Source organism: Pseudomonas sp. MWU12-3088, assembly GCF_023242405.1.
Taxonomy (GTDB): Bacteria; Pseudomonadota; Gammaproteobacteria; order Pseudomonadales; family Pseudomonadaceae; genus Aquipseudomonas; species Aquipseudomonas kribbensis.
Map to the genome: position 1 here is coordinate 117,500 of NZ_JALJEA010000002.1, position 12,356 is coordinate 129,855.

The 12,356-nt window shown below is 62.2% G+C and carries 11 protein-coding genes; 3 read left to right on the forward strand and 8 right to left on the reverse strand.

Going from position 1 to position 12,356, the window contains the following annotated elements:
* The first annotated feature begins 86 nt into the window (after nucleotides 1–86).
* A complete protein-coding gene (locus M5B98_RS06290; protein ID WP_248742236.1) occupies nucleotides 87–473 on the forward strand; it encodes a hypothetical protein in 387 nt (128 codons plus the stop codon).
* Between the two features lie 79 nt (nucleotides 474–552).
* Here M5B98_RS06290 and fdhA read toward each other — a convergent pair whose 3' ends face one another.
* From fdhA to M5B98_RS06330, 8 genes are all read right to left on the reverse strand, one after another.
* Complete coding sequence (gene fdhA, locus M5B98_RS06295) at nucleotides 553–1,752, reverse strand: formaldehyde dehydrogenase, glutathione-independent (protein ID WP_011336270.1); 1,200 nt, start codon at nucleotides 1,750–1,752, stop codon at nucleotides 553–555.
* Between the two features lie 98 nt (nucleotides 1,753–1,850).
* Nucleotides 1,851–2,708: a formyltetrahydrofolate deformylase gene (purU, locus tag M5B98_RS06300; protein WP_007959808.1), complete on the reverse strand. Its 858-nt coding sequence runs from the start codon at nucleotides 2,706–2,708 to the stop codon at nucleotides 1,851–1,853.
* A gap of 49 nt (nucleotides 2,709–2,757) precedes the next feature.
* A complete protein-coding gene (locus tag M5B98_RS06305; protein ID WP_248742237.1) occupies nucleotides 2,758–3,390 on the reverse strand; it encodes a sarcosine oxidase subunit gamma in 633 nt (210 codons plus the stop codon).
* 55 nt (nucleotides 3,391–3,445) lie between these two features.
* Nucleotides 3,446–6,463, reverse strand: a complete 3,018-nt coding sequence (locus M5B98_RS06310; protein ID WP_192552462.1) for a sarcosine oxidase subunit alpha — start codon at nucleotides 6,461–6,463, stop codon at nucleotides 3,446–3,448.
* A complete protein-coding gene (locus M5B98_RS06315) occupies nucleotides 6,460–6,789 on the reverse strand; it encodes a sarcosine oxidase subunit delta (protein WP_085709160.1) in 330 nt (109 codons plus the stop codon). Before M5B98_RS06315 ends, M5B98_RS06310 begins: the two co-directional genes overlap by 4 nt.
* A gap of 13 nt (nucleotides 6,790–6,802) precedes the next feature.
* On the reverse strand, nucleotides 6,803–8,053 hold the full coding sequence (locus tag M5B98_RS06320; RefSeq protein WP_003206307.1) for a sarcosine oxidase subunit beta: 1,251 nt from the start codon (nucleotides 8,051–8,053) through the stop codon (nucleotides 6,803–6,805).
* Nucleotides 8,054–8,073: 20 nt separating this feature from the next.
* Complete coding sequence (glyA, locus tag M5B98_RS06325; RefSeq protein ID WP_114885977.1) at nucleotides 8,074–9,327, reverse strand: serine hydroxymethyltransferase; 1,254 nt, start codon at nucleotides 9,325–9,327, stop codon at nucleotides 8,074–8,076.
* A gap of 159 nt (nucleotides 9,328–9,486) precedes the next feature.
* Nucleotides 9,487–10,197 (reverse strand): TraX family protein, encoded by a 711-nt coding sequence (locus tag M5B98_RS06330; protein ID WP_248742238.1) that lies wholly within the window; start codon nucleotides 10,195–10,197, stop codon nucleotides 9,487–9,489.
* Nucleotides 10,198–10,325: 128 nt separating this feature from the next.
* Here M5B98_RS06330 and M5B98_RS06335 point away from each other — a divergent pair, with 128 nt between their 5' ends.
* The gene (locus M5B98_RS06335) at nucleotides 10,326–11,366 is read left to right on the forward strand and encodes a low specificity L-threonine aldolase (protein WP_007959802.1); all 1,041 of its coding nucleotides are present in this window, start codon (nucleotides 10,326–10,328) and stop codon (nucleotides 11,364–11,366) included.
* Nucleotides 11,367–11,485: 119 nt separating this feature from the next.
* Complete coding sequence (locus M5B98_RS06340; RefSeq protein WP_248742239.1) at nucleotides 11,486–12,310, forward strand: SDR family oxidoreductase; 825 nt, start codon at nucleotides 11,486–11,488, stop codon at nucleotides 12,308–12,310.
* The last annotated feature ends 46 nt before the right edge of the window (nucleotides 12,311–12,356 follow it).

Sequence of the window (12,356 nt, forward strand, 5' to 3'; positions counted from 1 at the left end):
GCTTATTGACTGTCAGATCTGACAGTACCTTCAAAAACGAGAGCATCTGAACATGTGTCCTCCAACCCAGTAACGGAGTACGACCCATGCTCAAATATCTGATTGCCGGTTCAGTCATCGCCCTGACGCTCAGCAGCACTGTCTACGCGGACTGCCTGGAGGCCACGTCATTCAAAAAACTGAGTGACGGTAAATTCGAAGCAACGAGCCCCTATGGCACGGTTGAAGTTGATGTTGATCCCGGCAGCGCCAGTGAAAGCGATGTCCAGGCATTACCATTCACAGCCGCACGAGCAAAAGAAACGACGACCAAAGATGCCAGAGTCATCTGCCAGTACGAAAGCAAAGGATCGGAAATTGGAGCTTCACTGGTCTTGAAAAAAGGATCGCCGATCAACCTGACCGGACCAGACTGGAAAAACGATGATTGCGCAACGAAGGACGGTGACGTCCAAAAGTGCGCGTTCAATTAGTCGAAAGCTTCGAAGACGGAACGAGACAATTCCGCCAAAAAGGACGACCTGACCGGCCGTCCTTTTTCGTGGTTACAACTTACGCCGCACTAAACAACTTATGCGGATCAATCACAAACTTCTTCGGCACACCCGCATCGAACTCGCCGTAGCCTTCCGGCGCCTGGTCGAGGCTGATGACTTGCACGCCCACCACTTCGGCGATGTTGATGCGGTCCCACATGATCGCCTGCATCAGCTGGCGGTTGTACTTCATCACCGGAGTCTGGCCCGTGTGGAAGCTGTGGGATTTGGCCCAGCCGAGGCCGAAGCGGATGCTCAGGCTGCCCATTTTCGCGGCGGCATCGACAGCGCCCGGATCCTCGGTCACGTACAGGCCCGGGATACCGATCTTGCCGGCGACGCGCACTACGCCCATCAGCGAGTTCAGCACGGTGGCCGGGGCTTCGGATTTGACGCCATCATGACCATGGCCGCGAGCTTCGAAGCCGACGCAGTCCACTGCGCAATCCACTTCAGGCTCGCCCAGCAGCGCGGCGATCTGTTCGTGCAGCGGGGTGTCTTTCGACAGGTCGACGATTTCAAACCCCTGAGCCTTGGCGTGGGCCAGGCGGATGGTGTTTACGTCACCGACGATCACCACCGCAGCGCCGAGCAAACGCGCCGAAGCAGCAGCCGCCAGACCGACCGGGCCGGCGCCCGCGATGTAAACGGTGCTGCCCGGGCCGACGCCAGCGGTAACGGCGCCGTGGTAACCGGTCGGCAGAATGTCGGAGAGGCAGGTCAGGTCACGGATTTTCTCCATGGCCTTGTCGCGGTCCGGCAGTTTCAGCAGGTTGAAGTCGGCGTACGGCACCAGCACGTACTCGGCCTGGCCGCCGGTCCAGTCGCCCATGTCGACGTAACCGTAGGCACCGCCGGCGCGAGCCGGATTGACGGTCAGGCAGACACCGGTGTGTTGCTCCTTGCAGGAACGGCAGCGCCCGCAAGCCACGTTGAACGGAACGGACACCAGATCGCCGATTTTCAGGCTTTCGACGTCACTGCCCTTCTCGATCACTTCACCGGTGATCTCGTGCCCCAGCACCAGACCGACCTGAGCGGTGGTACGGCCGCGCACCATGTGCTGGTCGGAGCCGCAAATGTTGGTTGAAACCACACGCAGGATGACACCGTGCTCAATCTTCCTGCCGCGCGGATCCTGCATTTTCGGATAGTCGATTTTTTGTACTTCGACCTTGCCAGCGCCGAGATACACCACACCACGATTGCCAGACATGCTTTCACCTCGCTGTTGTTTTTATGGAACCGCGCCGCCCAGGCAGGCAGCGCGTTAAGTGCTCGGGTTATTGCTTGTTGGTCTTGCGTTGTTATGACTTAAAGAACGACGGTGCGATTGGCGTTCAGGAACACCCGCCGCTCAATGTGATATCCGACTGCCCGCGCCAGGGTCAGACCTTCGATGTCGCGGCCCTTGGCAATCAGGTCTTCGGGGTAATGACTGTGATCCACCGCCTCGACGCCCTGGGCGATGATCGGCCCCTCGTCGAGGTCGTTGTTGATGTAGTGCGCGGTCGCGCCCACCAGTTTTACGCCCTTGTTGTAGGCCTGGTGATACGGCTTGGCGCCCTTGAAACCCGGCAGCAGCGAGTGGTGAATGTTGATCGCCTTGCCATCGAGCTTGCGGCACAGCTCCGGCGACAGCACCTGCATGTAGCGGGCGAGGATCACCAGTTCGGCGCCGGCCTCCTCGATCACTTGCCACACCTGCCGCTCCTGGGCCGGTTTGTCGTTGGGGTCGAGGGGGAAGTGGTAGTAGGGAATCTGGTGCCAGTCGGCCAGCGGCTTGAGGTCCGGGTGGTTCGACACCACCGCCGCCACGTCCATCGACAACTGGCCGATGCGCTGGCGGTAGAGCAAGTCATTGAGGCAGTGATCGGCCTTGGAGACCATGATCACCACTTTCGGCCGGTAGTTCGGCGCGGTCAGCTCGAAGATCATGCCGAACGCCTGACCGCGTTCGGCGAGGCCGGCACGGAAGGATTGCTCGTCAAAACCGTCGGGCTGACGGAATTCCACGCGAATGAAGAACCGGCCCGAGAGCCGGTCATCGAACGAGTGGTGCTCGGTGACGTAGCAGCCCTGCTCGAACAGAAAACGCGTCACCGCGTCCACGGTGCCGAGAACGCTGGGGCAGTCGGCGGTCAGAATCCATGTATCCGGGGCGCGGCTCATTGTTGTTTTTCTCCTCTACTCGTCCCCACGCACAGCGTGGGAACGATCATTACGCCTGAACGCTAAGGCCGTATTCGGCGGACGCATCCTGCAACCACAACCACCAGTAATCCGAGAAGCTGCGACGAATCAGCAGTTCCCAGGTGTCTTCGGCGGTGTGGCGAATCATCAGCTGCGACTTGGCGAACACCGTGCCCACGGCCTTGCCGACCGGGAAGTTGTTCGGGTGTACATCGTAGCTGGTGGATTTCATCAGCACCTGACGCACGTTCGGGCCGCTCAGTTCGAGCACCTGCTGGCCGCCGCTGACGTTGACGATCGCGATGTGCAGATCGCCCAGCGCTTCGCGCAATTTCTGCTCGGCGCCGAACTCTTCGCCGCTCGGCACGATCAGCAGCCACTCGTCCGGGCCCATCCACTGCAAGCTGGTTTCGCCTTTGACGATCACGCTCAGGGCACCCGGCAACTCGATGCCCAAGGCCTTGTGCACACCGGCGGCGAACGCGGCATCGTGGCCGTCACCACGAATGGTCAGATGGCCGAGGAGTTTCTTCTCGCGCACGGTTACACCGGCGCTTTTGCGGCCCTTGCCCACCAGGCTGGCGAGGTCGGCGTGATGCAGCGACGACTCGGCCTTGGCCCCGGTGGTCGGGCGTTGTTGGTAAACGTTGGCTGCGGTCATAAAGCACCCTTCCTGAATTCTGTGTCGCCCCCGCGCCAGGCGCGGGAGCGATCAATTAGATGTTCTGGCGATCGCCTTTCGGATCGAAGAACACCGAAGAAACGATTTCCGCCTCGATCACGCTGCCGTCCGCCAGCGGTGCGAACACCCGCTCGCCCAGACGCTTCAGACCGCCCTTCACCACGCCCATGGCAAACGAATAACCGAGGGAGTTGTGCGCGTAGCTGGAGGTCACGTGGCCAACCATGGTCATCGGGATCGTCTGCTTGGTGTTGAACACCAGCTGTGCACCTTCCGGCAGCCAGACGTTCGGATCGATCGGCTTCAGGCCCACCAGTTGCTTGCGCTGGTCACGCACGCAGTCTTCACGATTCATGCCGCGCTGGCCGATCCACGAGAACGGTTTGGTGCGACCGACGCACCAGCCCATGTTCAGGTCGTCCGGGGTCATCGAGCCGTCGGTGTCCTGGCCGACGATGATGAAGCCCTTCTCGGCCCGCAGGACGTGCATGGTTTCAGTGCCGTACGGGGTCAGGTTGTACTGCTTGCCGGCCTCGACGATTTTTTCCAGCACACCCATCGCGTAGTCGGCCTGGACGTTGACTTCGTACGACAGCTCACCGGTGAACGAGATGCGGAACACCCGCGCCGGCACACCGCCGACCAGACCTTCTTTCCAGGTCATGAACGGGAACGCTTCGTTGGCCAGGTCGATGTCGGTCACGGCGCTGAGCAGCTTGCGGCTGTTCGGGCCGGACAGGGTCATGGTCGCCCAGTGGTCGGTGACGGAGGTGAAGTACACCTTCATTTCCGGCCATTCGGTCTGGTGGTACAGCTCCAGCCACTGCAGTACGCGAGCCGCGCCGCCGGTGGTGGTGGTCATGACGAAATGGTTGTCGGCCAGACACGCCGTCACACCGTCGTCGAAGACCATGCCGTCTTCCTTGCACATCAGGCCGTAACGGGCCTTGCCCACGTCGAGCTTGGTCCAGGCGTTGGTGTACACGCGGTTGAGGAACTCGCGGGCGTCCGGGCCCTGGATGTCGATCTTGCCCAGGGTCGAAGCGTCCAGCAGGCCAACGCTGTCGCGCACAGCCTTGCACTCGCGTTTGACCGCGGCATGCATGTCTTCGCCGTTTTTCGGGAAGTACCACGGACGTTTCCACTGGCCGACGTCTTCGAACTCGGCGCCGTTTTTCAGGTGCCATTGATGCAGTGCGGTGTAGCGCACAGGTTCGAAGATGTGCCCGCAGTGACGACCGGCTACGGCGCCGAATGTCACCGGCGTGTAGTTCGGACGGAACATCGTGGTGCCCATCTGCGGGATGGTCACGTTAAGCGAACGGGCGGCGATGGCCAGACCGTTGACGTTGCCGAGCTTGCCCTGATCGGTGCCGAAGCCCAGCGCGGTGTAGCGTTTGACGTGCTCGACCGACTCGAAACCTTCGCGGGTCGCCAGTTCGATGGCGGCGGCGGTGACGTCGTTCTGCAGGTCGACGAATTGCTTCGGCGCCCGGGAAGTGCCCTTCTCGTGCGGCACCTGGAACAGCGCCAGCGTCGGTTCTTCATGGCGGCTCAGGGCCTTCGGCAACACGCCTTCGACGGTCTGGAAACCAGCTTCGGCCGCAGCGCGCACGCCACCTTCAAAACCGTCGGCCAGGGAATCGCCGAGACCGTAGACGCCGTTGATGCCGCCGACGCACACGCGCTTCTGCGGTGCTTCGCCCGGTACGAAACCGAGGATGTCTTCGCGCCAGATCGGCTTGCCGCCCAGGTGCGAAGCCAGGTGCACCACCGGGCTGTAGCCGCCGGAGCTGGCGATCACGTCGCAGTCCAGCCATTCGCCGGGACTGGTCACGGCATGGCCTTTGACATCGATGGCGGCCACGCGGGCAGCGGTCACACGCTTGCTGCCACGGGCCTCGATCACGGCGCTGCCAGTGAGGATACGAATGCCTTTGGCGCGGGCTTCTTCAACCAATGCGCCACGCGGATTGCTGCGGGCATCGGCGATGGCCACCACTTGCAGGCTGGCGTCGAGCCAGTCCAGCGCCACGCGATAGGCGTGATCGTTGTTGGTGGTCAGCACCAGTTTCTTGCCCGGCGCCACGCCGTAACGGCGCACGTAGGTCGAAACCGCACCGGCCAGCATGTTGCCCGGCACGTCGTTGTTGCCGTAGACCAGCGGACGCTCGTGAGCGCCGGTGGCCAGCACCACACGCTTGGCGCGGACGCGGTGAATGCGCTGACGCACCTGACCGATTGGCGCGCGGTCGCCGAGGTGATCGGTGAGGCGTTCGTGAATGGTCAGGAAGTTATGGTCGTGGTAACCGTTGACCGTGGCGCGCGGCAACAGCAGCACGTCCGGGGTGTTCTTCAATTCGGCAACGACACTGGCAACCCACTCCACGGCAGGCTTGCCGTCGAGGCTTTCGCGGGAATCGAGCAGGCTGCCGCCGAACTCTTCCTGCTCATCGGCGATGATCACCCGCGCACCACTGCGCGCAGCGGCCAGGGCAGCGGCCAGACCGGCAGGGCCGGCGCCGACGATCAGCACGTCGCAGTGCTGGTTCATGTAGTCGTAGGTGTCCGGATCGACTTCGGTCGGCGAACGGCCAAGACCTGCGGCCTTGCGAATGTACTTCTCGTAAGTCATCCAGAACGATTGCGGGTACATGAAGGTTTTGTAGTAGAAACCCGGCGGCATCAGCTTGCCGCCGACCTTGCCGAGAATCCCCATCATGTCGTTGTTGACGCTCGGCCAGCCGTTGGTGCTGGTGGCGACCAGGCCCTGATACAGCGCCTGTTGCGTGGCGCGCACGTTAGGGATCTGGGTAGCTTCGGTCGCACCGATCTGCAGTACCGCGTTCGGCTCTTCGGCACCGGCGGCGAAGATGCCGCGAGGGCGCGAATACTTGAAGCTGCGGCCGATGATGTCGACGCCGTTGGCGATCAGCGCCGATGCCAGCGAATCGCCCTCGAAGCCTTTGTAGCTCTGACCGTTGAAGGTGAAGCTCAGCACTTTGTTGCGGTCGATCCGTCCACCGTTGGACAGGCGATTGGTCTGGCTCATACCTTCTCTCCCAGCGCCGGCGTGGCTGTTTTCGCAGGGTCAGCCTTGTCGGTGAATTGCGGCTTGGTGCCGATCTTGTAGGTTTCGAGAATCTCGTAGGTCACGGTGTCGCGGGTGACGTTGAAGTACTGGCGGCAACCGGCGACGTGATCCCACAACTCGTGGTGCAGGCCGCGAGGGTTGTCGCGGAAGAACATGTAGTCGCCCCACTCCTCGTCGGTGCAGCTGTTCGGATCCAGCGGACGCGGGATGTGCGCCTGGCCGGATGCGTGGAATTCCTCTTCGGAGCGCAGTTCGCCGCAGTGAGGACAGAAGATATGCAACATGGGATTTCTCCTGTTAGTGGGCGACAGCCGCAGCGCCGTGTTCGTCGATCAACGCACCGTTGTGGAAACGGTCGATGGAGAAAGGTGCGGCCAGCGGGTGCATTTCACCTTTGGCCAGGCTCGCAGCAAACACGTTGCCCGAGCCAGGTGTTGCCTTGAAGCCGCCGGTGCCCCAACCGCAGTTGAAGAACATGTTCGGGACCGGGGTTTTCGAAATGATCGGGCAGGCGTCCGGCGTGGTGTCGACGATGCCGCCCCACTGACGGTTCATGCGCACCCGCGACAGCACCGGGAACATCTCGACGATGGCCTGGATGGTGTGCTCGATCACCGGGTACGAACCGCGCTGGCCGTAGCCGTTGTAGCCGTCGATACCGGCGCCGATCACCAGGTCGCCCTTGTCGGACTGGCTGATGTAACCGTGCACGGCGTTGGACATGATCACGCTGTCGATAATCGGTTTGATCGGCTCGGATACCAGCGCCTGCAGCGGGTGGGATTCGATCGGCAGGCGGAAACCGGCGAGCTTGGCCATGTGCCCGGAGTTACCGGCGGTGACCACGCCGACGCGCTTGGCGCCGATGAAGCCCTTGTTGGTTTCGACGCCGATGCACACGCCGTTTTCCTTGCGGAAACCGATCACTTCGGTCTGCTGGATCAGGTCCACGCCCAAGGCGTCGGCGGCACGGGCAAAGCCCCACGCCACGGCATCGTGACGGGCCACCCCGCCGCGACGCTGGACGGTTGCGCCCATCACCGGGTAGCGCGTGTTTTTCGAGCAGTCGAGGTACGGAATTTCATCCGCGACTTGCTTGGCGTTGAGCAGTTCGCCGTCGACGCCGTTGAGGCGGTTGGCGCTGACCCGACGCTCGGAATCACGGATGTCCTGCAGGGTGTGGCACAGGTTGTAGACGCCGCGCTGGGAGAACATCACGTTGTAGTTCAGGTCCTGAGACAGGCCTTCCCACAGTTTCATCGCGTGTTCGTAAAGGTGCGCCGACTCGTCCCACAGGTAGTTGGAGCGAACAATGGTGGTGTTGCGCGCGGTGTTACCGCCGCCCAGCCAGCCCTTCTCGACCACGGCCACGTTGGTGATGCCGTGCTCTTTCGCCAGATAGTAGGCAGTCGCCAGACCGTGCCCGCCGCCGCCGACGATGACCACGTCGTAGACCTTTTTCGGGGTCGGCGTGCGCCACATGCGCTGCCAGTTTTCGTGGTGGCTGAGGGAGTGCTTGAAGAGGCCGAAGCCCGAATAGCGTTGCATAGTCATTTACTCCAGAACGCTCAGCGATAAACCGGGAAGTCTGCGCACAGGGCCGCAACCTGCTGGGCGACGTTGGCCTCGACATCGGCATCGCCGAGGTTGTCGAGGATGTCGCAGATCCAGCCGGCCAGCGTCACGCACTGCGCCACCTTGAAGCCGCGGGTGGTCACCGCCGGGGTGCCGATGCGCAGGCCGGAGGTGACGAACGGCGACTGCGGGTCGTTCGGTACGGCGTTCTTGTTGACGGTGATGTGGGCGCGACCGAGGGCGGCGTCCGCATCTTTACCGGTGAGGCCCTGACGGATCAGGCTGACCAGGAACAGATGGTTGTCGGTGCCGCCGGACACTACATCGTAGCCACGTTTGATAAATACGCTCGCCATCGCCTGGGCGTTGTCGATCACTTGTTGCTGATAGGCCTTGAAGCCGGGCTCCAGCGCTTCCTTGAAGCACACGGCCTTGCCGGCGATGACGTGCATCAGCGGGCCGCCCTGGGCGCCGGGGAATACCGCCGCGTTGAGCTTCTTCTCGATTTCTTCGTTGGCCTTGGCCAGGATCAGGCCGCCACGGGGACCGCGCAGGGTCTTGTGGGTGGTGGTGGTGACCACGTCGGCGTACGGCAGCGGGTTCGGGTACAGGCCGGCAGCCACCAGACCGGCCACGTGAGCCATGTCGACGAACAGCAGCGCACCGACCTTGTCGGCGATCTGACGGAAGCGCGGGAAGTCGAGGGTCTTGGAGTAGGCCGAGAAACCGGCAACGATCATTTTCGGTTTGTGCTCGACGGCCAGACGCTCGACTTCGTCGTAATCGATCAGGCCGGTCTTGGTGTCGATGCCGTACTGCACGGCGTTGTACAGCTTGCCCGAGGACGAAACCTTGGCGCCGTGGGTCAGGTGACCGCCGTGGGCCAGGCTCATGCCGAGAATGGTGTCGCCGGCCTGGATCAGCGCCAGATACACGGCGCTGTTGGCCGAAGAACCGGAGTGCGGCTGGACGTTGGCGTAATCGGCGCCGAACAGTTGCTTGGCGCGTTCGATGGCCAGGGCTTCAACCTTGTCGACGTGCTCGCAGCCACCGTAGTAGCGCTTGCCCGGATAACCTTCGGCGTACTTGTTGGTCAGGCCGCTGCCTTGCGCTTCCATCACGCGCTTGCTGGTGTAGTTCTCCGACGCGATCAGCTCGATGTGATCTTCCTGACGTTGCTCCTCGGCATTCATCGCCGCCAGCAGTGCATCGTCGTAACCCTGGATCCGGTCTTGCTTGCTGAACATCGCGTCTCTCCCAGCGGCATCTGTGCGCCATTCGTCTCGGTAAGGCACTGGCAATGATGGCAGTGCCCTTTGATGCCGATGGTATGGCCGGCGCAGGGAGGTCAAATGCCTACGGACGCCACGCAAAGGTGCGTTTACGACATGGCGACAGCGACGGACTCAAACAAGCAGCTGGCGCAAGGCCAGAAGACCGAGGAAATGCGCGGGATAGAGCGCATACGCCCAGCGCCGCAGGGGTGGCGCATGGAGGTAAGTGGCATGTCGCAACAGGAACATTCCGGACAGTGGCGCGATCAGGCAGGTCGCAATGCCGAGGACCGCCACACGGTTGCCGAACTGCGCGGATTCGAAGAGCACCTGCCACTGATTCGCCGCCAGACACACCAGCCCCGGCAGCAGGCTGAAATACCAGGGTTTGCGAAACACCAGCAACGTCGCCAGCGGCAGCAGGACGCCGAACAGACCGAACATCAGTCGCTCCGGGAACAACGCGGCCACCAGCAAGGCGCCGACGCCCAGTAGTCGCGAAATCGCTGTTCGATCCTGCCAGCCCCGCGCCACCAGCAAACCCAGCGCCAGCGTGGGCATCACGTTCAAGGTGTCGGGATCGGGGATGTACAAACGGTAGGGAATCTCGCTGAACAGACTGAACAGCAGCAACCAGCCCAGATAGCGCCATTCGGTCTTGCGCGCGCCGTCCCGCGCCAGGTTCGCCGCCATCGCCAGACAGAACCATGGGAACGCCAGCCGTCCCGGCACATACAGCCAATCGGCGCTGATCCCGACATATCGCAGGTGATCGAGCAGCATGCTCAGCAGCGCCAGCCACTTGAGCAGATCGAGTGCGCCGTCGCGCCGGCTCAGGTGCATAATCGGCTCGCATCCTTGTAAAGTTCTGACAGCGACATCCCGTGTGCTCCCCGGATGATCTTCGGTACAGTGCGCACCATCATTGACCCCACGAAGCGCCACAAGCGCCTCGATCACGGAAGCCGGCCATGACCGACAAGAGCCAACAATTCGCCAGCGACAACTACTCCGGTATCTGCCCCGAAGCCTGGGCTGCCATGGAACAGGCCAACCATGGCCACCAGCGCGCCTATGGCGACGATGAGTGGACAGCACGCGCCTCCGATTATTTCCGCAAGCTGTTCGAGACCGACTGCGAAGTGTTCTTCGCCTTCAACGGCACTGCCGCCAACTCGCTGGCGCTGTCGTCGCTGTGCCAGAGTTACCACAGCGTGATCTGCTCGGAAACCGCCCACGTCGAAACCGACGAATGCGGCGCACCGGAGTTCTTCTCCAACGGTTCGAAACTGCTGATCGCCGGCACCGAAAACGGCAAGATCACCCCGGCCTCGATCCGCGAAGTCGCGCTCAAGCGCCAGGACATCCACTACCCGAAACCGCGCGTCGTGACCCTGACCCAGGCCACCGAAGTCGGCAGCGTCTATACCCCGGAAGAAGTCCGCGCCATCAGCGACACCTGCAAGGAACTGGGCCTGAACCTGCACATGGACGGCGCCCGCTTCTCCAACGCCTGTGCCTTCCTCGGCTGCTCGCCGGCGGACCTGACCTGGAAGGCCGGCGTCGACGTGCTGTGCTTCGGCGGCACGAAGAACGGCATGGCGGTGGGTGAAGCGATCCTGTTCTTCAACCACAAACTGGCCGAAGACTTCGACTACCGCTGCAAACAGGCCGGGCAACTGGCCTCGAAGATGCGCTTCCTGTCGGCGCCGTGGGTCGGCATCCTGGAAAACGACGCCTGGCTCAAATACGCCCGCCACGCCAACCACTGCGCACAACTGCTGGCGGAACTGGTCAGCGATATCCCGGGCGTGGAACTGATGTTCCCGGTCCAGGCCAACGGCGTGTTCCTGCAACTGTCGGAACCGGCCATCGCCGCCCTGACCGCTCGCGGCTGGCGCTTCTACACCTTCATCGGCAAGGGTGGTGCGCGCTTCATGTGCTCGTGGGACACCGAAGAAGAACGCGTGCGTGAACTGGCCCGCGACATCCGCGAAGTCATGTCGGCCTGATCGCCTCCCCGTGGCGCGGGAGCCTGCTCCCCGCCACAGCTCCTCCCTCCCGTTTCAGCTCCATCGTCTACATTGTCTGTCGAGCCATCGCTCACATAACAATAAGCAGGAGCTTGCGCATGTCGCTAAAAGGCAAAACCTTGTTCATCACTGGCGCCAGCCGTGGCATCGGGCGCGAGATTGCGCTGCGGGCTGCGCGGGACGGGGCCAATATCGTGATCGCCGCCAAGAGCGCCGAACCCCACGCGAAGTTGCCCGGCACCATTCACAGCGTCGCGGCGGAAGTCGAAGCGGCCGGTGGCAAGGCTTTGGCCCTGCAACTGGATGTCCGCGAAGAAGAGGCCGTGCGCCAGGCACTGGCCCAAGCCAACGAACACTTCGGCGGGATCGATGCGCTGGTGAACAATGCCGGGGCGATCAAGTTGACCGGTGTGCAGCACATCGAACTCAAGCGTTTCGACCTGATGCACCAGATCAACACCCGCGCGGTGTTGCTGTGCAGCCAGGCAGCCCTGCCCTATCTGAAGAAGTCCGCCGGGCACATTCTCAATCTGTCACCGCCGCTGAACATGGCCAGCAAATGGTTCGCGCAATACAGCCCCTACACCGTGACCAAGTACGGCATGAGCATGCTGACGGTGGGCATGAGCGAGGAATTCGCCAACTACGGGATCAGTGTGAATTCGCTGTGGCCGCAGACCATGATCGCCACCGCCGCCATCGAATTTCAGCTGGGCAACCGGGAGTCGTTCAAGCATGCGCGCACGCCGCAGATCATGGCGGATGCGGCGCATGTGATTTTGAGTAGCAGCGAGCGGCGGATTACCGGGCGGTTGTTGATTGATCAGGAGATCTTGCGGGAAAGCGGCGTGACCGAGTTCGATCATTACCGCTTTGAACCGGGGAGTGATGCGAAGTTGATGACAGACCTGTTTATCGACTGAGCATTTTCAGAAACGACCTACGCCAGGTCCTACATCACTCAAACAA

Coding starts and splice junctions, on each gene's coding strand:
- M5B98_RS06290 (WP_248742236.1), top strand. CDS start 87: ATGCTCAAATATCTGATTGCCGGTTCAGTCATCGCCCTGACGCTCAGC.
- M5B98_RS06315 (WP_085709160.1), bottom strand. CDS start 6,789: ATGTTGCATATCTTCTGTCCTCACTGCGGCGAACTGCGCTCCGAAGAG.
- M5B98_RS06335 (WP_007959802.1), top strand. CDS start 10,326: ATGACCGACAAGAGCCAACAATTCGCCAGCGACAACTACTCCGGTATC.
- M5B98_RS06310 (WP_192552462.1), bottom strand. CDS start 6,463: ATGAGCCAGACCAATCGCCTGTCCAACGGTGGACGGATCGACCGCAAC.
- M5B98_RS06305 (WP_248742237.1), bottom strand. CDS start 3,390: ATGACCGCAGCCAACGTTTACCAACAACGCCCGACCACCGGGGCCAAG.
- M5B98_RS06340 (WP_248742239.1), top strand. CDS start 11,486: ATGTCGCTAAAAGGCAAAACCTTGTTCATCACTGGCGCCAGCCGTGGC.
- fdhA (WP_011336270.1), bottom strand. CDS start 1,752: ATGTCTGGCAATCGTGGTGTGGTGTATCTCGGCGCTGGCAAGGTCGAA.
- glyA (WP_114885977.1), bottom strand. CDS start 9,327: ATGTTCAGCAAGCAAGACCGGATCCAGGGTTACGACGATGCACTGCTG.
- M5B98_RS06320 (WP_003206307.1), bottom strand. CDS start 8,053: ATGCAACGCTATTCGGGCTTCGGCCTCTTCAAGCACTCCCTCAGCCAC.
- purU (WP_007959808.1), bottom strand. CDS start 2,708: ATGAGCCGCGCCCCGGATACATGGATTCTGACCGCCGACTGCCCCAGC.
- M5B98_RS06330 (WP_248742238.1), bottom strand. CDS start 10,197: ATGCACCTGAGCCGGCGCGACGGCGCACTCGATCTGCTCAAGTGGCTG.